This window comes from Kocuria sp. U4B, assembly GCF_054875615.1.
On sequence record NZ_CM142180.1, the window covers coordinates 1,522,924 to 1,545,778 of the forward strand.

At 73.4% G+C, this 22,855-nt stretch carries 22 protein-coding genes and 2 riboswitches; of the genes, 12 read left to right on the forward strand and 10 right to left on the reverse strand.

Features of this window, described 5'->3' with window-relative positions; translation table 11 throughout:
- Nucleotides 1-140 precede the first annotated feature (140 nt).
- The 5 genes from purS (at nucleotide 141) to cls (ending at nucleotide 5,663) form a co-directional block, all read left to right on the forward strand.
- Nucleotides 141-416 carry a phosphoribosylformylglycinamidine synthase subunit PurS gene (gene purS, locus ACYSMR_RS07240; RefSeq protein WP_251331779.1) on the forward strand — a complete coding sequence of 92 codons (276 nt, stop codon included), beginning with the start codon at nucleotides 141-143 and terminating at the stop codon, nucleotides 414-416.
- Between the two features lie 2 nt (nucleotides 417-418).
- Nucleotides 419-1,213, forward strand: coding sequence for a phosphoribosylformylglycinamidine synthase subunit PurQ (gene purQ, locus ACYSMR_RS07245; RefSeq protein WP_309124839.1), 795 nt, complete (start codon nucleotides 419-421; stop codon nucleotides 1,211-1,213).
- 16 nt (nucleotides 1,214-1,229) lie between these two features.
- Complete coding sequence (gene purL / locus ACYSMR_RS07250) at nucleotides 1,230-3,527, forward strand: phosphoribosylformylglycinamidine synthase subunit PurL (RefSeq protein ID WP_251331781.1); 2,298 nt, start codon at nucleotides 1,230-1,232, stop codon at nucleotides 3,525-3,527.
- Between the two features lie 88 nt (nucleotides 3,528-3,615).
- A complete protein-coding gene (locus ACYSMR_RS07255) occupies nucleotides 3,616-4,134 on the forward strand; it encodes a GNAT family N-acetyltransferase (RefSeq protein ID WP_251331782.1) in 519 nt (172 codons plus the stop codon).
- A gap of 41 nt (nucleotides 4,135-4,175) precedes the next feature.
- On the forward strand, nucleotides 4,176-5,663 hold the full coding sequence (gene cls / locus ACYSMR_RS07260) for a cardiolipin synthase (RefSeq protein ID WP_251331857.1): 1,488 nt from the start codon (nucleotides 4,176-4,178) through the stop codon (nucleotides 5,661-5,663).
- Between the two features lie 40 nt (nucleotides 5,664-5,703).
- Here cls and ACYSMR_RS07265 read toward each other — a convergent pair whose 3' ends face one another.
- The 5 genes from ACYSMR_RS07265 to ACYSMR_RS07285 form a co-directional block, all read right to left on the reverse strand.
- The gene (locus ACYSMR_RS07265) at nucleotides 5,704-6,477 is read right to left on the reverse strand and encodes an anti-sigma factor (RefSeq protein ID WP_461747800.1); all 774 of its coding nucleotides are present in this window, start codon (nucleotides 6,475-6,477) and stop codon (nucleotides 5,704-5,706) included.
- Nucleotides 6,461-7,021, reverse strand: coding sequence for an RNA polymerase sigma factor (locus ACYSMR_RS07270; protein WP_251331784.1), 561 nt, complete (start codon nucleotides 7,019-7,021; stop codon nucleotides 6,461-6,463). Before ACYSMR_RS07270 ends, ACYSMR_RS07265 begins: the two co-directional genes overlap by 17 nt.
- Before the next feature lie 103 nt (nucleotides 7,022-7,124).
- On the reverse strand, nucleotides 7,125-7,922 hold the full coding sequence (locus ACYSMR_RS07275) for a class F sortase (RefSeq protein ID WP_461747801.1): 798 nt from the start codon (nucleotides 7,920-7,922) through the stop codon (nucleotides 7,125-7,127).
- Entirely contained in the window at nucleotides 7,919-8,740 is an 822-nt protein-coding gene (locus ACYSMR_RS07280) for a DUF4397 domain-containing protein (protein ID WP_461747802.1), read from the reverse strand. The genes ACYSMR_RS07275 and ACYSMR_RS07280 overlap by 4 nt, the downstream gene beginning before the upstream one ends.
- 197 nt (nucleotides 8,741-8,937) lie before the next feature.
- Nucleotides 8,938-9,165, reverse strand: coding sequence for a hypothetical protein (locus ACYSMR_RS07285; RefSeq protein ID WP_251331787.1), 228 nt, complete (start codon nucleotides 9,163-9,165; stop codon nucleotides 8,938-8,940).
- A gap of 166 nt (nucleotides 9,166-9,331) precedes the next feature.
- Here ACYSMR_RS07285 and ACYSMR_RS07290 point away from each other — a divergent pair, with 166 nt between their 5' ends.
- On the forward strand, nucleotides 9,332-10,468 hold the full coding sequence (locus ACYSMR_RS07290; RefSeq protein ID WP_251331788.1) for a baeRF2 domain-containing protein: 1,137 nt from the start codon (nucleotides 9,332-9,334) through the stop codon (nucleotides 10,466-10,468).
- Between the two features lie 75 nt (nucleotides 10,469-10,543).
- Here the strand turns inward: ACYSMR_RS07290 and ACYSMR_RS07295 are convergent, their stop codons facing one another.
- The 4 genes from ACYSMR_RS07295 to ACYSMR_RS07310 all read right to left on the reverse strand — a co-directional run bounded on the left by ACYSMR_RS07295 (nucleotide 10,544) and on the right by ACYSMR_RS07310 (nucleotide 14,118).
- Nucleotides 10,544-11,011: a DUF4383 domain-containing protein gene (locus tag ACYSMR_RS07295; RefSeq protein WP_309124833.1), complete on the reverse strand. Its 468-nt coding sequence runs from the start codon at nucleotides 11,009-11,011 to the stop codon at nucleotides 10,544-10,546.
- A gap of 162 nt (nucleotides 11,012-11,173) precedes the next feature.
- A complete protein-coding gene (locus tag ACYSMR_RS07300; RefSeq protein WP_374238447.1) occupies nucleotides 11,174-12,589 on the reverse strand; it encodes an LLM class flavin-dependent oxidoreductase in 1,416 nt (471 codons plus the stop codon).
- Between the two features lie 84 nt (nucleotides 12,590-12,673).
- Nucleotides 12,674-12,788, reverse strand: a riboswitch (SAM riboswitch).
- A gap of 93 nt (nucleotides 12,789-12,881) precedes the next feature.
- Complete coding sequence (locus tag ACYSMR_RS07305) at nucleotides 12,882-13,358, reverse strand: CoA-binding protein (protein WP_461747803.1); 477 nt, start codon at nucleotides 13,356-13,358, stop codon at nucleotides 12,882-12,884.
- Nucleotides 13,359-13,437: 79 nt separating this feature from the next.
- Nucleotides 13,438-14,118, reverse strand: coding sequence for a maleylpyruvate isomerase N-terminal domain-containing protein (locus ACYSMR_RS07310; protein ID WP_251331792.1), 681 nt, complete (start codon nucleotides 14,116-14,118; stop codon nucleotides 13,438-13,440).
- A 105-nt stretch (nucleotides 14,119-14,223) separates the two neighbouring features.
- A riboswitch (SAM riboswitch) is annotated at nucleotides 14,224-14,327 on the forward strand.
- Between the two features lie 5 nt (nucleotides 14,328-14,332).
- Here ACYSMR_RS07310 and ACYSMR_RS07315 point away from each other — a divergent pair.
- The 4 genes from ACYSMR_RS07315 (at nucleotide 14,333) to ACYSMR_RS07330 (ending at nucleotide 19,337) form a co-directional block, all read left to right on the forward strand.
- A complete protein-coding gene (locus tag ACYSMR_RS07315) occupies nucleotides 14,333-15,169 on the forward strand; it encodes an ABC transporter ATP-binding protein (RefSeq protein ID WP_309124831.1) in 837 nt (278 codons plus the stop codon).
- 101 nt (nucleotides 15,170-15,270) lie between these two features.
- The gene (locus tag ACYSMR_RS07320; RefSeq protein ID WP_309124830.1) at nucleotides 15,271-16,311 is read left to right on the forward strand and encodes an aliphatic sulfonate ABC transporter substrate-binding protein; all 1,041 of its coding nucleotides are present in this window, start codon (nucleotides 15,271-15,273) and stop codon (nucleotides 16,309-16,311) included.
- Nucleotides 16,308-17,132 carry an ABC transporter permease gene (locus tag ACYSMR_RS07325; RefSeq protein ID WP_461747804.1) on the forward strand — a complete coding sequence of 275 codons (825 nt, stop codon included), beginning with the start codon at nucleotides 16,308-16,310 and terminating at the stop codon, nucleotides 17,130-17,132. The genes ACYSMR_RS07320 and ACYSMR_RS07325 overlap by 4 nt, the downstream gene beginning before the upstream one ends.
- A gap of 78 nt (nucleotides 17,133-17,210) precedes the next feature.
- Nucleotides 17,211-19,337: an AMP-binding protein gene (locus tag ACYSMR_RS07330; protein ID WP_461747805.1), complete on the forward strand. Its 2,127-nt coding sequence runs from the start codon at nucleotides 17,211-17,213 to the stop codon at nucleotides 19,335-19,337.
- 73 nt (nucleotides 19,338-19,410) lie between these two features.
- Here the strand turns inward: ACYSMR_RS07330 and ACYSMR_RS07335 are convergent, their stop codons facing one another.
- Nucleotides 19,411-20,886 (reverse strand): anion permease, encoded by a 1,476-nt coding sequence (locus ACYSMR_RS07335; protein WP_461747806.1) that lies wholly within the window; start codon nucleotides 20,884-20,886, stop codon nucleotides 19,411-19,413.
- A 210-nt stretch (nucleotides 20,887-21,096) separates the two neighbouring features.
- Between ACYSMR_RS07335 and ACYSMR_RS07340 the strand changes: the two genes are divergently transcribed.
- Both ACYSMR_RS07340 and ACYSMR_RS07345 read left to right on the forward strand, forming a co-directional pair.
- Nucleotides 21,097-21,909, forward strand: coding sequence for a succinate dehydrogenase/fumarate reductase transmembrane subunit (locus ACYSMR_RS07340; RefSeq protein ID WP_461747807.1), 813 nt, complete (start codon nucleotides 21,097-21,099; stop codon nucleotides 21,907-21,909).
- A gap of 40 nt (nucleotides 21,910-21,949) precedes the next feature.
- Nucleotides 21,950-22,648 carry a 2Fe-2S iron-sulfur cluster-binding protein gene (locus tag ACYSMR_RS07345; RefSeq protein WP_461748009.1) on the forward strand — a complete coding sequence of 233 codons (699 nt, stop codon included), beginning with the start codon at nucleotides 21,950-21,952 and terminating at the stop codon, nucleotides 22,646-22,648.
- Nucleotides 22,649-22,855 lie beyond the last annotated feature (207 nt).

Sequence of the window (22,855 nt, forward strand, 5' to 3'; positions counted from 1 at the left end):
CCGGGCCCCCGGGGCCGGCGTGTCCTCTACCACACCGCTCCCGGTCTGCACCGGCGCGGCGGGACCGGTGTGTCCGAGCCGATAGAATGGCTTCCGTTCGCCGGATCCCGGCCCCCTGCTCGACCTTCAGGAGTTCCCCGATGGCCCGCATTGTTGTCGACGTCATGCCCAAGCCCGAGATCCTCGACCCGCAGGGGAAGGCGATCGCCAACGAACTGCCCCGCATCGGCCTGGACGGGTTCGCGGGCGTGCGCCAGGGCAAGCGCTTCGAACTGACCGTCGAGGGCGAGCCGACCGAGGACGTGCTCGCCCAGGCCCGCGAGGCCGCCGAGAAGCTGCTGTCCAACCCGGTCATCGAGGACGTCGTCCGCGTGGCCGTGCTGGAGGAGACCGAGACCCAGGGCGAGGAGAACTGAGCATGCCCGGACCCGAGACCCCGCTGATCGCGGACCTCTCCGCCCCCGGCCCGGACGCCGCCCTCGCGGGCGCGCGGATCGGCGTCGTGACCTTCCCCGGCACCCTCGACGACCGCGACGCCGCGCGGGCGGTGGCGCTCGCCGGCGGCACCGCGGTCCCGCTGTGGTACGCCGACGAGGACCTCCAGGACGTCGACGCCGTGATCCTGCCCGGCGGCTTCTCCTACGGCGACTACCTGCGCGCCGGCGCCATCGCCCGGTTCGCCCCGATCATGGACCAGGTGATCGAGGGCGCGACCGCCGCGGGGACCTCCGGGTCCTCCCCCCTGCCGGTGCTCGGGATCTGCAACGGCTTCCAGGTGCTCACCGAGTCCCACCTGCTGCCGGGCTCCATGGTCAAGAACGACCACCTGAAGTTCCTCTGCCGCGACCAGCGCCTGCGGGTCGAGAACAACGGCACGGTGTGGACGGGCGAGTACGGGCAGGGCGAGGAGATCGTCGTCCCGCTGAAGAACCAGGACGGCCAGTACGTGGCCGACGAGAAGACCCTCGACATGCTCGAGGCCGAGGGCCGCGTGGTGTTCCGCTACGTGGGCTTCAACCCGAACGGCTCCCGCCGGGACATCGCCGGGATCTGCAACGCCGGCGGCAACGTGGTGGGCCTCATGCCGCACCCGGAGCACGCGGTGGAGCCGGGCTTCGGCGCCGACTCCTCCGCCGCCGGCGAGGTCGGCATGCGCGACGGCACGGACGGGCTGGGCCTGTTCGTCTCCGTCCTCAAGGCACTGGTCAAGTAAGGAACACGGCACCTCGATGAGCGACAAGCACTTCAACCTGGACACCGTCGAGCACGCGACGGCCACCCCCGACACCGAGCTGCCCTGGGCCGCGCTGGGGCTCAAGGACAACGAGTTCGAGGAGATCCGCAGGATCCTCGGCCGCCGCCCCACCGCCGCGGAGCTGGCCATGTACTCGGTGATGTGGTCCGAGCACTGCTCCTACAAGTCCTCCAAGGTCCACCTGCGCCAGTTCGGCGAGAAGGTCACCGAGGAGATGAAGAAGGACCTGATGGTCGGCATCGGCGAGAACGCCGGCGTGACCGACATCGGGGACGGGTGGGCCGTGACCTTCAAGATCGAGTCCCACAACCACCCCTCCTACGTGGAGCCCTACCAGGGTGCGGCCACGGGCGTGGGCGGGATCGTGCGCGACATCATCTCCATGGGCGCCCGCCCGGTGGCCGTGATGGACCCGCTGCGCTTCGGCGCGATCGACCACCCCGACACCGCGCGCGTGGTGCACGGCGTCGTCGCGGGCGTGGGCGGCTACGGCAACTCCCTGGGCCTGCCCAACATCGGCGGCGAGGTGGTCTTCGACTCCGTCTACCAGGGCAACCCGCTCGTCAACGCGCTGGCCGTGGGCGTCATGCGCCACGAGGACATCCGCCTGGCCAACGCCTCCGGCGTCGGCAACCGGGTGGTGCTCTTCGGCGCGCGCACCGGCGGCGACGGCATCGGCGGCGCCTCCGTGCTCGCCTCGGAGTCCTTCGACGACGCCAAGCCCTCCAAGCGCCCGGCCGTGCAGGTGGGCGACCCGTTCGCCGAGAAGGTGCTCATCGAGTGCTGCCTCGAGCTGTTCAAGAACTCCCTCGTGGAGGGCATCCAGGACCTCGGCGCCGCGGGCATCTCCTGCGCGACCTCGGAGCTGGCCTCCAACGGCGAGGGCGGCATGCACGTGGACCTGTCCTCGGTGCTGCTGCGCGACCCCACCCTGACCCCGGGCGAGATCCTCATGTCCGAGTCGCAGGAGCGCATGATGGCCGTGGTGACCCCGGAGCAGGCCGAGGCCTTCGAGGCGGTCATGGCCAAGTGGGACGTCGAGTACTCGTGGATCGGCGAGGTCACCGGCACCGGCCGGCTCGTGATCGAGTGGGACGGCGAGATCATCGTCGACGTCGACCCGCGCACCGTCGCCCACGAGGGCCCCGTCTACGAGCGCCCCTACACCCGCCCCGCGGACCAGGACCGGCTCCAGGGCGACCACTTCGCGGGCTCCCCCGCCGACGCCGGCCGCCCCTCGGGCGCCGGGCTGAAGGCCGCGGTGCTCGAGCTCATGGCCTCCCCCAACCTGTGCGCCAAGGACTGGGTCACGGACCAGTACGACCGCTACGTGCAGGGCAACACCGCCATGGCGATGCCCGACGACGCGGGCGTGGTCCGCGTGGACGAGGAGACCGGCCTCGGCGTGGCCCTGTCCACCGACTGCAACGGCCGCTACGCCTACCTGGACCCGTACCAGGGCGCGCAGCTGGCCCTGGCCGAGGCGTACCGCAACGTGGCCACCTCCGGGGCGCGCCCCGTGGCCGTCTCCGACTGCCTGAACTTCGGCTCCCCGGAGGACCCCGAGACCATGTGGCAGTTCGCGGAGGCCGTGCGCGGCCTCGCCGACGGCTGCCAGGAGCTCGGCGTGCCGGTGACCGGCGGCAACGTCTCCCTCTACAACCAGACCGGCGGGGTCGCCATCCACCCGACCCCGGTGGTCGCGATGATGGGCGTGCTCGACGACGTCCGCCGCCGCACCCCCTCCGGCTGGCGCGAGGACGGGCAGGCGATCTACCTGCTCGGCACCACCCGGGACGAGCTGGACGGCTCGGAGTGGGCGAACCTGCGCGGGCACCTCGGCGGGCTCCCGCCGGCCGTGGACCTGGCCCGGGAGAAGCTGCTCGGCGACCTGCTGATCAACATGTCCCGGGACGGCATGATCGACGCCGCCCACGACGTCGCCGAGGGCGGCCTCGCCGCGACCCTGGCCGAGATGGCGCTGCGCTTCGACACGGGCGCCCGCATCGGCCTCGGCGAGGTCTGCGAGCGGGACGGCGTGGACCTGTTCACGATGCTCTTCTCCGAGTCGCAGGGCCGCGCGGTGGTGGCCGTGCCCCGCAGCGAGGAGGTCCGGTTCAAGGACATGTGCACCACGCGCGCCTACCCGCACGTGCGGATCGGCGTGGTGGACGCCGAGAACCGGGCGCTGGATGTGCAGAGCGAGTTCGGCATCGGCCTGGACGAGCTGCGCGCCGCCCACGAGGGGACCCTGCCGAAGCACTTCGGCTGAGCCCCGGCCCGGCGCTCCCCGCCACCGCCGCCACCCCGTCCATCGTCGATCCCCGCGCCCGTCGCGCCCGCAGGAAAGCAGCACACGCATGACCGAGGACCTCGAGACCCTTCGCCCCGCCCCCGTCCTGGAGACGGAGCGCCTCCTCCTGCGGCCCTTCACGGCGGAGGAGCTCGACGCCGTGGCGGCGGGTGAGCCGGCGGAGCACTTCGCCGACGGCTTCCCCACCGCGGAGGACATGGACTTCGCCCGCGAGTCCCTCGTGGCGGGGGGCTACTTCTTCACCGAGTCCTTCTACGCCCGGATGGCCGTGATCGAGAAGGGGTCCGGCCAGGTGATCGGCACGGCCGGCTTCGTGGGCCCGCCCATCGACGACGAGCTCGAGGTGGTGGGGTCCCTGGCCGCCGGCCACCGCAACCACGGCTACGCCCGGGAGGGGGTCGGCGCGCTGCTGCGCATCGCGTTCACCGACCCCGCGGTGACCGGGGTGCGCGCGAGCGTGCCCGGGGACAACGCCCCCGCGGAGCAGGTGCTTGTCGCCGCGGGGTTCGTCCACCGAGAGACCCCCGGCCTGGAGACGGACTACTTCCTGCCCCGCCCGCAGTGACGGGGGCCAGGACGGCCCGCCGATAGGCTGGACCGGTGGACATCACGATCTTCCCCTTCGACCTGCTCCCCCTGGACGGGATCCCCCGGTGGATCGTGGTGGCCCTGTTCGTGCTCGACTGGGCCGTGCGCCTGCTCGCGCTGGGCTGGATCCCGCACAACCGCCGGCCCTCGGTCGCGCTCGCCTGGCTGCTCACGATCTTCCTGATCCCCCTCATGGGCATCGTCCTGTTCCTGCTGATCGGCTCCGCCAAGCTGCCCCGCAGGCGGATGGAGATGCAGGCCAAGATGAACGAGGTGATCCGGGAGAACACCCCCCGCGCGTACATCCTGGGCAACGAGCACGGCGAGCTGCCGGAGTGGATCCTCTCCACGGCCGAGCTCAACTACAACCTGGGCGCCCTGCCCATGGTCGGCGGGAACGCGTTCGAGATCCTCACGGACAACCACGAGTCCATGCAGGTCATGGCCGCCGCGGTGGACCGGGCCCGGGACTACGTGCACTTCGAGTTCTACATCGTGGCGATCGACGACGCCTCCCGGGGGCTGCTCGACGCGCTGGTGCGGGCCCACCAGCGCGGGGTGCGGGTGCGGGTGCTCATCGACCACCTCGGGTCGGTGGGCTACCCCGGCTACCGCGAGATGGTGCAGGAGTTCGACCGCGTGGGGTTCCCGTGGCAGCGGATGCTCCCCGTGCGCCCGTGGAGGGGCGAGTGGCAGCGGCCGGACCTGCGCAACCACCGCAAGCTGCTCGTGGTCGACGGAGAGGTCGCCTACACGGGCTCGCAGAACATCATCCACCGGTCCTACAACAAGCGGAAGAACCTCCGCAGGGGCTTCGAGTGGAAGGACCTGATGATCGAGTGCCGGGGCCCGGTGGTCGCCGAGCTCAACGCGCTGTTCACGAGCGACTGGTACTCGGAGACGGGCGACCTGCTGCTCGACGAGGCCACCCGGGAGCTGCCCGACATCGAGGGGCCCGTGTTCGCCCAGGTGCTGCCCTCCGGCCCGGGCTTCGAGACGGAGAACAACCTCCGGCTGTTCAACCACCTCATCTACAACGCCAACGAGCAGATCGTCATCTCGAGCCCGTACTTCGTGCCCGACGAGTCCCTCATGCACGCGCTGACCACGGAGGCGCAGTCCGGAGTGGAGGTGAAGCTCTTCGTGGGCGAGACCTCCGACCACTTCCTCGCGTACCACGCGCAGAACTCCTACTACCAGGAGCTCGTGGACGCCGGGGTGAAGATCTACCGGTACCGCTCCCCCACCGTGCTGCACGCCAAGTTCGTGCTGGTCGACGACTACGTCTCGGTCATCGGCTCCTCCAACATGGACGAGCGCTCCTTCGCCCTGGACCTGGAGGTGTCCGTCTACATCGTGGACAGGGAGTTCCGGCGGCGGATGGACGAGGTCGTGGAGGAGTTCCACGCGGCCAGCACCCTGCTCGTGCCCGACGAGTGGGAGCAGCGCCCGGTCGGCCAGAAGTACCTCGACAACGTCGCCCGGCTGACCTCCGCCCTGCTCTGAGGCCCGCCCGGCGGGGCCCGCCCCGCGGGGCCCGCCCCGCTCACACGTCCAGGGTGCCGCGCACGATGGAGTCGCCGGAGTGGGTGGGGTCGCCGTCGACCGGTTCGTTCGAGACGTCCACGACCGGGAACTGCGCGACGTCCACGTTCTCGGGCAGCACGAACACGGCCTCGTCCCCGGCCATCACCCCGAGGCTGAGCATGCCCTGCGCGTCGGGCGCGAGCAGCCACACCTCCTTGAACCCGTCCACGTCGGCGGGATCGGTGCGCACCACGAGCCGGCGGGTGCCGTCGGGGCGCTGGTCGACCTCCGCGGTGCCGCGGGCGCTGTACCCGGCGAGCGGCTCCAGCTCCGCACGGGCCAGCACCGCGGGCTCCGGCTCCGCCCGCTGCAGGGCCCACATCCCGCCGGCGCCGACCAGCAGGGCGGCCGCCGCCGCGGCGGCGGCCGCGGGATAGGGCACCCCGCGGCGGGACCGGCGCCGCCGGGCGTCGAGGTCGACGACGGCGGACGCGCCGTCGCCCTCGGAGCCGCCCGGGGCGTCCGCGGACGGGCCGGTCCCGGAGGAGCCGGCCGTGAGGGGGTCGGCCGCGACGGCGGGCGAGAGCCCGAGCTCGGCGTGGATCGCCGCCCAGACGCCGGGACCCGGCGCCGCCGGGGCGGGCGGCTCGGCGCGCCCGGCGCGCACGACGTGCTGCAGGGACGCGAGCTCCACCGCGCACTCCGCGCAGTCCGCGAGGTGGTCCCGGCCCCGGGGGTCGATGGGCTCACCCAGAGCCAGGAGCGTCAGCGTCTCCTCACTCAGGTGCGCCATGTCCGTCCTTCAGTCGTGTCCGCAGGTTGATGAGGCCGCGCCTCAGGTGGCTCTTGACCGTGCCGAGGGGCAGGTCCAGCCGCTCGGCGATCTGCTGGTGGGTGAGCTCGTCGTAGAAGGCGAGCGCCAGGATCGTCGACCGCGGCGGGCCCAGCCGTTCGACCTCCGCCCGCACGACGAGCCGGTCCACCAGCAGGTCCGCCTCCTCGTGCCCGGGCTCGCGCTCCTCGACGGCGGACGCCTGCCGCCGCTCCGCCTCGCGGCCCGCGGTGCGGGCGGCGTCGACGATGCAGTTGCGGGCGATCCCGACGAGCCAGGCCGGGGCCGAGGACTGCTCGGGGCGGTACCCGGAACGATACTTCCACGCCCGGATGAAGACCTCCTGGACCACGTCGTCCGCGGCCGCGTCGTCGCGCAGGGTCCGCAGCGCGAGGCCCCGGACGATCCCGGCGCAGTGCCGGTACGCCGCGCTCAGCGCCTGCTCGTCCCCCGCGGCGAACGCGGTGTCGAGCTCGGGCCCCCACTCGGAGGTCGTCATCGGCATCGGGGAACGGCTCCTCCCCGGGGTCGTCGTCGCGGGCGCAGCCCGCCGGGTGGTGCCCAGCCTAGTGGACGCCGTGGCGCCGGTCATCGGTGGCCCGTCGCGCTCAGCCCACCGGGACCGCGCGGAGCACCACGTTGTCCTCGTAGTCCCCGGTCTCCTCGAGCCACTCCCCGCCGCAGGTGACCAGGTGCAGGACCGGGGCCCCGGTGCGGCGGAAGAGGTCGGCGTCCTCGAGGCTGCGCTTGTGCACCCGCTCGACCGTCTCCGTGCGGTAGCGCAGCACGGACCCGTCCGCCCGCTCGACCGTGACCTCGGCGCCCGGCGCCACGTCCTGCAGGCGGGCCATCGGTGTCACCTCGGTCAGGGTGTCCACGTGCCCGGCGATCACCGCGGCTCCCTCCTCGGCCCCGGGGGCGGGTCCGTGCCGGTACCAGCCGAGCTGCACGTGGTTGTCCGGGATGGTCATGGCCCCGCCGTCCTCGATCCCCACGGGCACCACGGGCATGTCGATCGGCACGCCGTCCACCTCGACCCGCACCGGGGGCGGGAGCGGGGCGACGGGGGCCTGCGTGGCCGGCGCCACCGGCACCTCGCCGGGATCCGGGACCCGGTCGGGGTCGGGCGGTGCCGGGGGCCCGTCGCCGAGGCGCTGCCCGCTCAGGGAGGGGGCGGCCGGCCCGAGCACGGCGGTCTGGGCGACCGGCGCCGTGGCGGGGGCGTCGTCGCCCTCGGCGGGGAGGACGGCCACGGCTGCCGCCGCGGCGAGGAGTGCGGCGGAGAGGAGGGCCCCGGCCCCCAGCGCCGCCGTCCGGCGGCGCTGGGGGCCGGGGGCCGGGAGGACGGGGGCGCGGTGGGCAGGGGCCCGCCGCGCGTCCCGTCCCGGTCGGGCGGAGGGGCTCACGGCCGGCGGGCTCCCGCGAGCACCCGCCGGGCGCCGAAGGCGACCCCGACGAGTCCGAGCGCGCCCGCGGCCGCGAGCCCGGCGCTCAGCAGCGTGCGCTGCTCCTGGGCCGCGAGCCCGGACTGCCCGCCCGGCACCGCGCCCGGGGCCTGCTCCATGCCCCCGAGGGTCTGCACCGCGAGCTGCAGGTTGCCCGCCTCGAGGGAGCCCCACGCGTAGACGATGTTGTGGGTGCCCTCAGCGAGCGTCAGGTCGGCCGGGCCGATGACCGGGTCGGTCGTGCCCGCGGCCGCCACGGAGGCGGAGACCGTCCCGGCGTCGACCGGCAGCGTCTGCTCGTTCGGGTTCTCGAGCCCCTGGATGATCGGCTGGCCGCCGGCCAGGACGTCCACGGCCGGGGCCGCGGCCACGTGGCGGACGGTCAGGTGCGACTTCCCGGCCGCCACCTCGGACATGTCGTTGGTGAACAGGGCGGCCGTGGGGTTGCCCTCGGCGTCGAGGTGGGCCGCGGCCGTGTAGTTGCCGCCGCTCTCGAGCTGGGCGGTCACGGGCCCGATGATCGGCGCCGAGGCGTCGGCGGCGTCGGGGGCCGTGACGGCGAGGTCGTAGCTGCCGGCCGGCAGCTCGAGCGGGCCCGCGAGCGTGCCCGGGGCGAAGTCGTCGAGCGTGAGCTCACCGTTGACGTAGACGTCCACCATGGTGTCGGGCACGCCGTGCAGCACGGACAGCTGCGCGTGCTCGGCGGCGGACGCGGGCGCCATGGTCAGGGCACCGAGGCCGAGGCCGAGGACTGCTGCGGCGGAGAGGGTCTTGCGCATGATGACTGCTCCTTGAACGGGCTCCCGGAGGAGGCGGAATCGACCTTGCACCCCTACTACCGTCCGGGACCCGCCACTGGATGCGGCACCGGTCACATTTTTCCCGGCACGTCCTCCCGGATCCCTCCGCACCCGTCCGGGGGCGCGGGTCCGGCCGGTCCCCCGCGAGGAGGACCGTCCGGACCCGCACCCCCGGCTCACTCCTCCTCGAGGGTCGAGCCCACCTCCCGGTCCTCGAGGACCACCTCCTGGTCCTGCTCCTCGAGGTCGGCGGGATTCGCCTCGAGGGAGGACGCCTCCGACCGGTCCCGGTGCGCCGGGGTCTCGACGTCCTGGTCGTCCATCTCCGGTCGCTCGGCGTCGATCGACTGCTCGAGCCGGTCCGCCTCGTTGAACTCGAAGCTCGTGCCGGGGGCCTCGCTCATGGCTACCTCCTGGGTCGTGGGACCAACGGAGCCCCCAGTCTAGTGACGCCCCCGACGGGTCCGGCCGAGAAGGTCCACAGCACGGTTCACAGCCCTCCTGCCCTCCGATAACGTGGCGTGCACACGCACGCAGGAAGCACCGCTCAACACCAGGGGGTTACCCACCATGACGAGCCGATTCCACCGCTACGCCGAGCTGTTCAAGCAGCCGGGGCCGTGGTGCACCGTGTACACGGACATCAGCACCGGCACCGTCGACTCGCTGCACGCGATCGACGTCCAGCCCGAGAACGTCCGCCGGGAGCTGGAGGGCCTCGGGGCGAGCAAGGCCGACCTCGACGCCGTGGAGCAGGCGATCCGTCCGGCGGAGGGCCTGCCGGACCCGGTGAGCCGGTTCGTCGTGGTCCGCGACGGCACCGTGGTGATCGACGAGGTCCTGCCGGGTCCGCTGGCCGGGCCCAGCAGGGTCAGGGTGGAGACCGTGCCCGACCTCACGCCGCTGTTCCGCCACCGCCCCGAGGACTTCCCCTACGTGGTGGCCGAGGTCAGCCGTGACGGAGGAGAGATCCGGCTGCAGTACGCCAGCCGGGGCCGGGCCGAGTCGCAGCAGCAGATCGAGGGCGAGACGGAGCACCTCAAGAAGTTCGGCGGCGGCGGCTGGGCGCACGCCCGGTGGCAGCGGCACACCGAGGACGTGTGGCGGCGCAACACCGAGGAGGTCGCCGAGCAGATCGACCAGGTCGTGGCCGACAGCGGCGCGCAGCTGGTGGTCATCGCCGGGGACATCCGCGCCAGGGTGCTCGTCGGGGAGCAGCTCGCCAAGTCCACCCAGCCGCTGGTGAGCATGGTCAACGCCAACACCCGCGCCGACGGCAGCGACGCCGCCGAGCTCGAGGAGCAGGTCGACCGCAGCGTGGGCGAGGTGATCGCGCGCCGGCAGCAGGAGCTGCTGGAGCGGCTGGCGGAGCAGGAGAACCGCCCGGACCACACGGCCGTGCACGGGATCGGGCCGGTCGTGGCGGCCCTGCAGCAGGCACAGGCCGAAACCCTGCTCATCGACGAGACCTCCCTGGACACGGAGGCCGAGCTGCTCGTCCTGGAGGCCGAGCCGTGGATCGCCGCGGACCAGTCCGAGGCCGAGACCCTCGGGGTGCGCGTGCTCGACCGGGTCCCCGCCCACGCCGCCCTGCTGCGGGCCGCCGTGCTCACCGACGGCCGCCCGGTCTTCCTCCCGCACGGGGCGCTGCCCGACGGCACGGAGGTGGCGGCCCTGCTGCGCTGGAGCGCCACCCCGGCGGGCTGACCCGCGGAGCACGCACGGACGGCTCCCCCGAGGTCGCGGGGGAGCCGTCCGTGCGTGCGGAGCCGTGGCCGCGGCTCAGAAGCGGGACGCCCCGCCCCGGTCGTGGGTGCCGCGGCCCAGGAAGGACAGCCCGACCATGCCCGCGCCCAGGACCAGGTGCAGCCAGTCGTCGGCGGCGTTGAGGGGGACGAAGTTGGCCTCCGACGTCTTGTCGATGAGCAGGCCGTAGAGCCACAGGACGATGTAGACCACCCCGCCCCAGAGCAGGTAGCTGCGTGCCGCGGGGGCCGAGCGGGCCATGGCCAGGCCGGCGACGCCGTAGAGCAGGTGGACGACGTTGTGCAGGACGGAGACCTGGAAGATGCCCAGGAGCATCGCCTTCGACTCGTGGCCGTAGAGGGCGATCGAGCCGGAGCCGGTGGTGATCCCGGGGACGAAGCCCAGGAGTCCCACCAGGAGGAAGACGGCGCCGACGAGCAGGGCGGCGGTCTGGACGAGCGAGCGGCGAGCCGTGGTGCGGTTCCCCGAGCGAGCGGTGGTCATGGTGTCCTCGATTCGGACGGGTGGGACGTCGTCGGGTCCCGAACCACCCGACGACGGGTGGTGGCCGGTGAGCATGCCTACCGCTCTTAACTGTACTGCCCGGTCGGTCCCGTCGGTATCCCCTCTTCCGCCTTCCCGGGTCCCCTGCGTCCTGCGCCGCCCTCAGACGAGCGCGCGGGCGGGCGTGTCGGCCGCCGAGGGCTTGCCGGCGTAGGCGCCGCGGTACCGCGCGGCGGGATGGGTGTCCAGCACCTTGGTCCGGCCCTTGCCGTAGAGGTTCTCGCGCAGCGTGGTGCCCTCGTACTCGGTGCGGTAGCGGCCGCGCTTCTGCAGCTCCGGCACGACCCACTCCACGAAGTCCTCGAACGAGCCCGGGGACACGTGGTAGGCGAGGTTGATGCCGTCCAGCCCGCCGTCGTCGATCCACCGCTCGAGCTCGTCGGCCACGGTCTGCGGGGATCCGACGATCGGCACGCCCATGCCGCCCATCGAGATGTGCTTGGCGACCTCCTTGACGGTCCACTTCTTGTGGGGGTCGGCGGTGGTGAACGGCGTGAGGAAGGACTGGATGGAGTCGGTCTTGATGTACTCCAGGACGTCGTTCTCGTCGTACCGGCCCAGGTCCACCCCGGACCAGCCGCCCACGAGCCCCAGCGCGCCGTCGGTGTCCGCGTACCGCTCGTAGTCGCGGCGCTTCTGCTCGGCCTTCGCGTCGGTCTCGTCGACGATCACGTGCAGCATGGCGAAGATCTTGAGGTCCTCCCGGTTCCGTCCCTGGGCCTCGGCCTCGTCGCGCAGCTTGTCGGTGACCACGCGGGTGAGGTCCGGGCGGATGCCGCCCACGAACACGGCCTCCGCGTGGCGACCGGCGAACGCCCGCCCGCGGGACGAGGCACCGGCCTGGAAGATCAGCGGGGTGCGCTGCGGGGACGGCTCGGTCAGCCCGATGCCGGGGACGTCGAAGTACTTGCCGTGGTGCTGGATGGGGTGCACGAGGGACGGGTCGGCGAAGATCCCGTTCTTGCGGTCGCGCTTGACCGCGCCGTCCTCCCAGGAGCCCTCCCACAGCTTGTAGCAGACCTCCATGAACTCCTCGGCGATCTCGTAGCGCTCGTCGTGGGAGATCTGGTCCGTCAGCCCGTGGTTCTCGGCCGCGGACTTCAGGTAGGAGGTCACCACGTTGAAGCCCATCCGGCCCCGGGTCAGGTGGTCGAGGGTCGCGAACTTCCGGGCCAGCGGGTACGGCTGCTCGTAGGTGATCGCGCTGGTCACCCCGAAGCCGAGGTGCTTCGTCACGGCCGCCATCGCCGAGATCTGCATGAAGGGGTCGTTGACCGGGATCTGGGTGGCGTCCTTGATCACGGGCGCCGCGGAGTTCTGGTAGACGTCGTAGTACCCGACGACGTCGGCGAGGAACATCGCGTCGAACAGGCCCTTCTCCAGGACCTGGGCGACGTCCGTCCAGTACTCGAGCGTGTTGTACTCGTCCGCCCGGGAGCGCGGGTGCTTCCACAGGCCGGGGGCCTGGTGGCCGACGCAGGTCATGTCGAAGGCGTTCAGGGCGATGCGCTTGCTCATGGGTGGACCTCTCGGTTCGCTCATGACCCGCGCCCCGTGCGCCGCACCGCGTGCGGCCTCTCTGCGGGTCCGACGCACTGCTGGGCGCCGTACTTGCCGTGGCGCGTGTGCGCCGCGGCCCGATGTTCATCTGGGGCACCCCGCTACGGGAGAGGGTTGCCGCCCGACCAGCCAGAGCTTCGCGTCGGGACTCGTCATCGTTGTCCGCGGAACAGCCTACCGGCCCCCCCGGGGTCCGGTGCAACCCCCGTCACGTCCCGCCCGCCCGGCGCGCCGCGGCGGACGCCCCCGCTCAGGCGGGCCGGGCCAGCGGGGGCGTCCGCCGGGGATCCAGCGTCCAGCCCCGGCGCAGCCGCTCCCGCAGCTCGATGAGGGGGCAGGTGTCCATGACCACGTCGAGGCCGGCCGCCGTCGCCCGGGCCGCGGCCTCGTGGTCCACGACGCCGAGCTGGAGCCACACGGCCGCGGCCCCCGCGGCGACGGCCTGGTCCACGACCGGGCCCACCCGGCGGGAGTTCACGAAGCAGTCCACGACGTCGAGCGGCGCGGGGACCTCCGCGAGGGTGCGGAAGCCCGGCTCGCCGTGCACCTCCTCGCCCTTCGGGTTCACCGGGACGATCACCATGCCGAGCTCGTCCCGGATCTGCCGCGCCACCGGGTGCGCGGGTCGCATCCGGTTGCCGGTCAGCCCCACGACGGCCCACCGGCCGGGCCCGGTGAGCAGACGGTCGATCACGGCAGGGTCGTTGACGTGGCGCTGAGGGCTCATGCCTCCAGCGTGGCACGGAACGTCGTGGCCCGCGAGGCTGCGGCGACCGGCGGCCTCGCGGGTCAGGAGAACTCGCGGGTCAGGAGAAGAGGGGCAGGCGCAGGGAGGCCTCCCCCAGCTGCGCGCGCTCCTCGTCCGTGAGCTCGGCCCGGCCGGTGCCCAGCCGCGCGAAGTGCTCGTCGCTCCAGTGCTCGAGGGGCTCCCGGTCCCACAGCTCCGTGAGCACGCGCCGGACCTCCGCGAGCCCGCCGGAGGACGGACCCGGGCTGCCCTCCAGGTGGCGGATGAGGTCCAGGTGGTGCACCGTGGCCTCCACGGCGAGGGTGCTCAGCAGGTCCTCGACCGCCAGCACGTGCCCCTGGGTGCGGACCGACCCGGGGGTGCGGGCGTGCTCCGCGGCGTGCACGGCGGCGCGCGCGGTCTCCTCCCAGAGCCGGCGCAGCCGCTCCCAGCGCAGGAACAGGCTGGCGACCACGCGGCTGTAGCGGCGCCCGTCCGCGTCGGCCTCCGGGTCCGCGCCGGCGTCGGCCCAGTAGCTCACCGCGTCCCGGTCGGGCCGCGCCGTCGTGGGGGTGTGCAGGGCGACGAGCGCCCGCTGGGCGTCCAGGACGCAGTGCTGGACCAGGTCGCGGACCGCCCAGCCGGTGCAGCCGGTCGCGGCCCAGGAGTCGTCGTCCCCCAGCCCGTCGAGGGCCGCCCCGAAGGCGGCGTAGGCCTCCCGCACGAGCTCCGCCCGCTCCGGGCTGTTCCGGGTCGTCATGGGTCCATGGTGGAGCACGAGCGGTCCCGGTGCCACAGGTTTCGGCGGCGGTCGTGCGCGGGCCGGATTTGCCACGCCCCGCACGGCCGTCGTTCAATGAGCGCGTAACCATCCGGAGCGGCTGAGAGACCTGGCTCGTCGACGTCGCAGCAACCGGCACGGACCCGTCGGTCCCGCGTGCGAGGTGCTAATGCCAGGACCGATGGAGTTGATCATGACCGGTTCCCTGGTGAGTCCTGCGCCGTCCCCGGCCACTGCCGTGCCCGCCAAGCGCGCGTTCTCCGTGGCGTTCCAGCACGTCGGCAAGGCCTTCACGACCGGCCGCGAGGTGCGCCCCGTGCTGGAGGACGTCGACTTCACGGCCCGGTCCGGCGAGGTCGTCGCCGTCCTGGGCCCGTCGGGCTGCGGCAAGTCCACGCTGCTGCGGGCCGCCGCCGGCCTCGACACCGCGTCGAGCGGACGCGTGCTCATCGACGGCACCCCGGTCTCCGGCATCGACCCGCGCTGCGCCGTCGCCTTCCAGGAGCCACGCCTGCTGCCCTGGCGGTCCGTGCGCGAGAACGTCCGGCTGGGCCTGCCCGCGGGCACGGGCCGGTCCGAGGGCGACGCCGTGGTGGACGACCTGCTGCGGCTCGTGGGCCTGTCCGCGCACGCCCGCCACCGCCCGCGGGAGATCTCCGGCGGCATGGCCCAGCGCGCCTCGCTGGCCCGAGCCCTGGCTCGCAACCCCGGGGTGCTGCTGCTCGACGAGCCCTTCGGCGCACTCGACGCCCTCACCCGCCTGAAGATGCAGGACCTGCTCCTGACCGTCCACGCCGCCCAGCCCACGACCGTACTGCTCGTGACCCACGACGTCGACGAGGCCCTGCAGCTCGCCGACCGGGTCCTCGTCCTGGGCCGGGCAGGCTCGACCGCGCCCGCCTCCGTGAGCACGGTCCTCGAGGTCCCCGGCGAGCGCCCGCGCGACCGGGCCTCCGAGGTGCTCGCCGAGCTGCGCGTGCAGCTGCTCGGCCACCTGGGCGTCGACGCCCACCACCCCGCGGCGCGCTGACGCGGCCCCTCCCGCTCCCGCCCCGCTCCTCCCCGGACCCCGGGCCCGCCGGCCGCGCCGCGTCCCCACGATCCCGCCCTCCTGCCCCGAAAGGCTCCGCCATGCCCCAGCTCCCCGCCCTGAAGCTTCCCGTCCTCGCGGCCGTCCTCGCCCTCGGCCTGACCGGCTGCATGGCCGGTGAGGGCTCCGGCGACGCCCCCGCCCGGGCAGCGGGCGACGACGGGACCGTCTCCGTGGACTACGCGACCTACAACCCCCTGTCCCTCGTCATCAAGGAGAAGGGCTGGCTGGAGGCCGCCCTGGCCGAGTCCGGCACGTCCGTCGAGTGGGTGCAGTCCGCGGGCTCCAACAAGGCCAACGAGGCGCTGCGCGCGGGAGCCGTCGACATCGGCTCCACCGCCGGCTCCGCCGCCCTGCTCGCCCGCAGCAACGGCACCCCCATCAAGGTCGTCGACCTCTACTCCCAGCCCGAGTGGTCCGCGCTCGTGACCACGCCGGGGTCCGGCATCGGGACGGTCGCCGACCTCGAGGGCAGGACGGTCGCGGCCACCAAGGGCACCGACCCGTACTTCTTCCTCCTGCAGGCGCTGGAGGAGGCCGGGGTGGACCCCGCCGACGTCACCGTCCAGAACCTCCAGCACCCCGACGGCCGCTCCGCCCTCGAGAACGGCCAGGTCGACGCGTGGTCCGGCCTGGACCCGATCATGGCCGCCGCCGAGCAGGACGGCGCGAAGCTGTTCTACCGCAACGTCGACTTCAACACCTACGGCTTCCTCAACGCCACCGAGTCCTTCCTCGAGGAGCAGCCCGAGACCGCCCAGACCGTGGTGGACGTCTACGCCTACGCCCGCGACTGGGCCCTGCAGCACCCCCGGGAGACCGCGCAGATCCTCGCCGACGGCGCCGGCATCGAGCTGCCGGTGGCCGAGCAGGTCCTCGAGCGCACCTCCCTCGACATCGACCACGTGCCCGGCGACGAGCAACTGGCCGTCCTGGAGAAGGTCGGCCCGATCTTCGTCGAGTCCGACGACGTGGCCGACCAGGAGCAGATCGACGAGGCGCTCGCAAGCATCGTGGAGCCCTCCCTCGCCGAGAACGCCGACGCCTCGCGCGTGGCGGAGGCCCTCGAGGAGGCGAAGTGACGCAGCAGCTCGCGCCCCGGGGCGCCACCCCGCCCGACGACGTCCCCGCCGCTCCCCCGACGCCCCGGCCCCGGCCGCTGCTGCGCACCGGGCTGGGCCTGATCCTGCCCGCGGCGCTGCTCGCGCTGTGGCACGTGCTCTCCTCCACCGGCGCGTTCAGCGCCGTCCAGCTTCCCGCGCCGCTCGCGGTCCTCGAGGCCGGCGCCGACCTGCTGGCCCGCGGGGACCTGTGGACGCACGTGGGCATCTCCGCGCAGCGCGTGCTCGTCGGCTTCCTGATCGGGGCCGGGCTGGGCCTCGCCGCGGGGTCGTTCATCGGCCTGTCCCGCCGGGGCTCCGCCCTGGTGGGACCGACCATCGGGGCGTTCCGGGCGGTGCCGTCCCTGGCGTGGGTGCCCCTGCTGCTGCTGTGGATCGGGCTGGGCGAGGACTCCAAGGTGACTCTCGTGGCCATCGGCGCGTTCTTCCCCGTCTACACGACCGTCTCCGCCGCCCTGCAGCACGTGGACCGCAACCTCGTGGAGGCCGCCCGCGCGTTCGGCGTGCACGGCCTCCGGCTGCTCACCACGGTCCAGCTCCCGGCGGTCATGCCGTCGGTCGTCTCCGGACTCCGCCTGGCCCTCGCGCAGGCGTGGCTGTTCCTCGTGGCCGCCGAGCTGCTGGGCGCCTCCATGGGCCTGGGCTTCCTCCTCACGGACTCGCAGAACAACGGGCGCACCGACCGCCTGCTGCTCGCCATCGTGCTGCTCGCCGTGCTGGGCAAGCTCTCCGACGCGCTGCTGGGCGTCTTCGAGAAGTGGTCCGTGAAGAAGTGGGCGTGAGGAAACGGCCATGACACACGGACCTGGAACAGTGGGCACGACCGGCGCCACCGCCGGCGCAGGAAGGACGGCAGCACCGTGAGCCCCAGCTGGAGCGACCCCCACTCCCCCACCCCCAATCCCGCGCTCGAGTCCGACGCGGCGCGGATCGCGTTCTGGGAGGCCCAGGCGTCCCGCCTGGAGTGGGCCGAGCCGTGGACCACCGCGCACCGCTTCGACGGGCCGCGGCGGATCGGGGAGGACCAGGACGGCAACCCCACCTGGTCGGTGCCCGAGCTGGCCTGGTTCGAGGGCGGGAAGCTCAACGTGGCCCACAACTGCGTGGACCGCCACGTCGCGGCGGGCCGGGGCGCCCACGTGGCCCTGTACTTCGAGGGCGAGCCCGGCGACCGCCTGGTCTACACCTACGCCGACCTGCAGCGGGAGGTCTGCCGGGCCGCCAACGCCCTGCTCTCCCTGGGCGTGCGGCAGGGCGACCGCGTGGTGATCTACCTGCCGGTCATCCCGGAGACCGTCGTCATCACGCTGGCCTGCGCCCGCATCGGCGCGGTGCACTCCCTGGTCTTCGGCGGCTTCTCGGCGGAGGCCCTGAGGTTCCGCGTCGAGGACACCGGCGCCAAGGTGTTGGTGACCACCGACGGGCAGCACCGGCGCGGGGCCGTGGTGCCCGTCAAGGCCACCGCCGACGAGGCCTGCAGCGGCGAGAACGCGATCGAGCACGTCGTCGTGGTCCGCCGCACCTCCCGGCCCGGCCGCACGGACCTGCCCCGGGGCACCCGGGGCACGCGCTCCAAGGAGGAGGACGCCGTCCCGTGGACGCGCGGCCGGGACGTGTGGTGGCACGAGCTGGTCGCCGGCCAGCCGGACGTGCACGAGCCCGAGGCCTTCGACGCCGAGACGCCGCTGTTCATCATCTACACCTCCGGGACCACCGGCAGGCCCAAGGGCCTGGTGCACACGATGGGCGGCTACCTCGTGCAGACGGCCTACACGCACGCGCTGCTGTTCGACCTGCTGCCCGACGTCGAGGACCCGGACGGCGGGCTGCGCCCCGACGAGCTGTCCGTGGTCAACGACCCCGCGAAGGTCGACTCGACCGTGCACTGGTGCACCGCCGACCTCGCGTGGGTCACCGCGCACACCTACGAGATCTACGGTCCGCTGGTCAACGGCGTCACAGAGGTGATCTACGAGGGCACCCCGAGCACCCCGCACTGGGGCCGGCACTTCGAGGTCATCGAGCGCTACGGGGTGACCAGCTACTACACCGCGCCCACCCTGGTCCGCTCTCTCATGGGCGCGTTCCCGCGGGGGGTCCCGCAGATCTACAACCTCAACTCGGTGCGGCTGCTCGGCTCCGTGGGCGAGTCGATCAACCCGGAGGCGTGGCGGTGGCTGCGGGCCCAGGTGGGCCGCGACGAGGTCCCGTTCGTGGACACGTGGTGGCAGTCGGAGACCGGCTCCACCGTGATGTCCCCCCGCCCGCACGACCCGCAGTTCGCCCCGCCGGGCACCTTCGACGACGGCGCCCCGCACACCGCGCTCAAGCCGGGCTGCGCCACGCGCGCGGTCCCGGGGATCTCCACGCGCGTGGTCGACGAGGACGGGGCCACCGTGCCGGCCGGGGTGCAGGGCTTCGTGGTGGTCGACCGGACCGGCCCCTCGATGGCCCGCACGGTGTGGGGCGACCCGCAGCGCTACCTCGACTCCTACTGGGCGGCCTACGCCGAGCAGGGCTGGTTCCTCGCGGGGGACGGCGCCCGCTACGACGAGGAGGGCGACATCTACATCCTCGGCCGGGTCGACGACGTCATCAACGTCTCCGGCCACCGGCTGTCGACCATCGAGATCGAGTCCGCGCTCGTCACCCACCCGTGGGTGGTGGAGGCCGGCGCCGCGCCGGTGCGCGACGAGGTGACGGGGCACGCGGTGCTCGCGTACGTCGTCCTGACCCCCGAGGCGCAGGGGCTGCCGGCCGGCGAGCTGACCGCCGCGCTGCGCGAGCACGTGGCGCACGAGATCGGGCCCATCGCCAAGCCCCGGGCCGTCGTGGCGGTCCCCGACCTGCCCAAGACCCGCTCCGGGAAGATCACCCGGCGCCTGCTCGCGCAGCTGTGGGAGGGCGCGCCGCTGGGCGACCGCTCGTCGCTGCAGAACGAGGAGGCGCTCGAGCAGATCGCCGCGGTGCTGGCCGCGCGCGGCTGAGCGGCCCCGGGCGCGGCGGAGGGGCGGGCCCGCGGGCCGGCCCCTCCGGTCCGTCACCGCCCGGGTGCGGCGCTCACCACATGCCCAGCAGCTTCGTCCACAGACCGCCCGCGACGGTCCAGATCACGATGTTGACCACGCTCATGAGGAAGCCGACCCGGAACCACTCCCCCGTGGGGACGTAGCCGGAGCCGTAGACCACGCCGGCCGGCCCGGAGGAGTAGTGGGCCAGGCCCCCGAAGAGGTTGCCGGTGAACCCGAACGCCAGGGCGGCCAGCAGGGGCGGCGTCCCGGCGCCCACCGCGGCGCCGAGGAAGACCGCGTACATGGCCACGACCTGGGCCGTGTTGGAGGCGAAGAAGTAGTGCGCGTAGAAGTACACGAGCGCCAGGACCGCGAAGGCCACGACCCACGACATGCCGCCCACGAGCGCGGTGGCGGAGGCCCCGACCCAGTCGATGACGCCCAGGTCGTTCAGGTGCGAGGCCATGCCCACCAGCACGGCGAAGAACAGCAGCGTGGACCAGGCGCCGCTGTTGGCCGCCATCTGCTTCCAGCTGAGCACCCGGGTCACGAGCAGGATCGAGATGCCCACGAACGCCACGGCCGTGGCGTTGAGGTCGAGGACCGAGCCCAGGCACCACAGCACGAGCAGCAGCAGGAACGTCCCGGCCATCGTCTTCTCGTGGAAGGACATCGCGCCCAGCTGCGAGAGCTCCTGCCGGGCCTGCACGGGGGCCTCCGGGGTCTGCTTCAGGGTCGGCGGGTAGATCTTCGCCATCACCCACGGCACCGCGGTCAGGGAGAGGAGCCCGGGCACCAGGGCGGCCAGCGCCCAGGTGCCCCACGAGACCTCGATGCCGGCCTGGGCGGCGAACTCGGCGGCGAGGGGGTTGCCCGCCATGGCGGTGAGGAACATGGCGGAGGTGACGGTGTTGACCTGCACGGCGGTCATGGCGAGGTAGGCCCCCAGCCGGCGCCGGGACTGCTCGGTCTCCGGCGTGGACCCCTGGACCTGCGCCAGCGAGGAGATGATCGGGAACACCACGCCGCCCGCGCGGGCGGTGTTGGAGGGGGTGGCGGGCGCCAGGAGCAGGTCGGTCACGGCCATGCCGTAGCTCAGGCCCAGGCTGGAACGGCCCAGCCGGGCCACGAACCACAGGGCCACCCGGCGGCCCAGCCCGGTGACGAGGAAGCCGTCGGCGATGAAGAAGGCCGCGACGATCAGCCACACCGCGCTGTTGCCGAAGCCCTGGAGGGCCTCGGTGGAGGCGTCCATGGTGCCGGTGATCATCGCCACGGCGAGCCCCACGACGGCCACGGACGCCGTGGGCAGGGGCTGGAGGATGAGCGCGAGGATCGTCCCGAGGAAGATCGCCGCCATGTGCATCCCGCGCGGGTCCATCCCGGCGGCCGGGGGCACGCACCACACGGCAGCCGTCACGGCCACGATCACGAGGACCTTGAGGGCCATGGCCGGCGGGCGGCGGCGGGCGGGGGCGGTGTTCCGGGCGGATCGCGCCGGGGAGAGGGTGTCCATCTCGATCATTCCTGTGTGTCGGACGCGGACGGGCCGGATCGGACCCACACGAAGCCTAGAACCCTCCCGTGGAACGTGTGGCTTCATGTGGCAGCGCGTGGGCCAGAAGTGACGCTTCTCTCGTCCTCGGCGTCCCCGGGACGGCCTCGCCCCCGGGGGCGTGCGTCCCGTGTGACCCCACGTTGAGACGTGTGACGTCTGGCAGGATGGACTCCTAGGATGAATGCCGTGACCCCCTCCCCCGCCGCCCCCGTGAAGGGCCACCGCCCCGCGCCGTCCCGGCTGCCCGGCCTCTCCCGGCTCCGCGAGCTGCCCGAGCTGCCCGAGCTGCCCGAGCTGCCCGAGCTCTCCAACACCGACCTGAAGCTGGCGATGGCCGGCTCCGGTGCGCTGTTCTCCGGCTACGTGCTGGTGCACATGCTGGGGAACCTGAAGGTCTACCAGGGCGAGGAGAAGTTCAACGCCTACGCCGAGTTCCTCCGCACGGCCGGCGCACCGGTGCTGCCGCGCGGGACCGTCCTGTGGGCGGCCCGCGGCGTGCTCACCACGGGCCTGGTCGCGCACGTGGGCGCGGCCGCGGTGCTCACCGCGCGGTCCTGGCGGGCGAACGGGACGCTGCTGCCGCGGCGCGGGCGCCGGCCCCGGGGGCGCCGCCGGTCCCCGTGGGCGGTCGCGAAGCGCTCGATGCGCAGCACGGGCGGCGTGCTCGGGCTGTTCACCGCCTTCCACGTCCTGGACCTCACCCTGGGCGCCCGGCCCGCCGCCGCGCGGGACTTCGAGCACGGCAGCGCCTACGCCAACCTCGTGGCCAGCCTCTCCCGCCCGCCCGTGGCCGCCGCCTACGCCCTGTCCATGGCCGCTCTCGCCGCGCACCTGGTCCACGGCATCCCGGAGATCGCCAACGACGTCGGCGCGAGCTACGACCGGGCCTTCCAGCGGCGGCTGCGGATCGGCGCCAGCGTCCTCGGCGCCGCCGTCGCCGCCGGCAACACCACGATCCCGGTGGCCGTGCTGACCCGCGCGGTGCGCTGACCCCTCCCCCTACAGTTCAAGGACCCGCCTCGTGACCACCCTGCACCTGACCGTCGACGTGTGGCGCCAGCCCTCCCCCGGCGAGCCGGGGGACTTCGTGAGCTACGACGTCCCCGACGCCCACCCGGACATGACCGTGCTCGAGCTCCTGGACCGGCTCAACGAGCAGCTCGCCGCCGCGGGCGAGGACCCCGTCGCCTTCGACGACGGGTGCCGCGAGGGCGTGTGCGGCAAGTGCGGGGTCACGGTGGACGGCGTGCCGCACGGCCCCGAGCGCAACGCCGCGAGCTGCATGCAGCACCTGGGCGCGTACCGGGACGGGGACCGCGTGCGGATCGAGCCGCTGCGCGCCGCGTCCCTGCCCGTCAAGCGGGACCTCTCCGTGGACAAGAAGGCCCTGCGCCGGGTGGCGAAGGAGGCCAAGTTCCCGGTCGCCATGAAGGCCCTGGCCAACGGCGGCTGCATCAGCTGCGGGGCGTGCATCGCCTCCTGCCCCAACGGGTCCGGGCAGCTGTTCGTGGGCACGATGCTGCGGGAGCTGCCGCCGCTGGCCAAGAACGAGGACGAGCGCCGCGAGCGGGCCACCAAGGTCATCGCCGCCGCCGAGGAGGAGTTCGGCCCGTGCTCCCTGCTGGGCGACTGCGTGGAGGTCTGCCCGGCGGGCCTGCCGATCGAGAACCTCTCCGCCGTGGCGCGGGAGAACCTGCGCGCCCGGTTCGGCCGGCCCGCCCAGGACTGAGCGGCCCGGCCGGACCTCCCGCCGGACCGGCACCGGGTGGCGCGGAGCGCTCCGGGGCACCACAATGGAGGACAGCCATCCCGAGCGGCCGAGAGACCTGGATCGACGACGCCGCAGCAACCGTGGTCGACGTCGCAGGCCGCACGGTGCTACCGCCAGGACCGATGGAGCAGCGCACTCCCGGCACCCCGCCGGGCCCTCCTCGCC

Coding starts and splice junctions, on each gene's coding strand:
- ACYSMR_RS07255 (WP_251331782.1), top strand. CDS start 3,616: ATGACCGAGGACCTCGAGACCCTTCGCCCCGCCCCCGTCCTGGAGACG.
- ACYSMR_RS07265 (WP_461747800.1), bottom strand. CDS start 6,477: ATGGCGCACCTGAGTGAGGAGACGCTGACGCTCCTGGCTCTGGGTGAG.
- ACYSMR_RS07310 (WP_251331792.1), bottom strand. CDS start 14,118: ATGACGACCCGGAACAGCCCGGAGCGGGCGGAGCTCGTGCGGGAGGCC.
- ACYSMR_RS07340 (WP_461747807.1), top strand. CDS start 21,097: ATGAATGCCGTGACCCCCTCCCCCGCCGCCCCCGTGAAGGGCCACCGC.
- ACYSMR_RS07300 (WP_374238447.1), bottom strand. CDS start 12,589: ATGAGCAAGCGCATCGCCCTGAACGCCTTCGACATGACCTGCGTCGGC.
- ACYSMR_RS07295 (WP_309124833.1), bottom strand. CDS start 11,011: ATGACCACCGCTCGCTCGGGGAACCGCACCACGGCTCGCCGCTCGCTC.
- ACYSMR_RS07280 (WP_461747802.1), bottom strand. CDS start 8,740: ATGCGCAAGACCCTCTCCGCCGCAGCAGTCCTCGGCCTCGGCCTCGGT.
- ACYSMR_RS07320 (WP_309124830.1), top strand. CDS start 15,271: ATGCCCCAGCTCCCCGCCCTGAAGCTTCCCGTCCTCGCGGCCGTCCTC.
- purL (WP_251331781.1), top strand. CDS start 1,230: ATGAGCGACAAGCACTTCAACCTGGACACCGTCGAGCACGCGACGGCC.
- ACYSMR_RS07315 (WP_309124831.1), top strand. CDS start 14,333: ATGACCGGTTCCCTGGTGAGTCCTGCGCCGTCCCCGGCCACTGCCGTG.
- purQ (WP_309124839.1), top strand. CDS start 419: ATGCCCGGACCCGAGACCCCGCTGATCGCGGACCTCTCCGCCCCCGGC.
- ACYSMR_RS07270 (WP_251331784.1), bottom strand. CDS start 7,021: ATGCCGATGACGACCTCCGAGTGGGGGCCCGAGCTCGACACCGCGTTC.
- ACYSMR_RS07285 (WP_251331787.1), bottom strand. CDS start 9,165: ATGAGCGAGGCCCCCGGCACGAGCTTCGAGTTCAACGAGGCGGACCGG.
- ACYSMR_RS07305 (WP_461747803.1), bottom strand. CDS start 13,358: ATGAGCCCTCAGCGCCACGTCAACGACCCTGCCGTGATCGACCGTCTG.
- ACYSMR_RS07290 (WP_251331788.1), top strand. CDS start 9,332: ATGACGAGCCGATTCCACCGCTACGCCGAGCTGTTCAAGCAGCCGGGG.
- purS (WP_251331779.1), top strand. CDS start 141: ATGGCCCGCATTGTTGTCGACGTCATGCCCAAGCCCGAGATCCTCGAC.
- ACYSMR_RS07335 (WP_461747806.1), bottom strand. CDS start 20,886: ATGATCGAGATGGACACCCTCTCCCCGGCGCGATCCGCCCGGAACACC.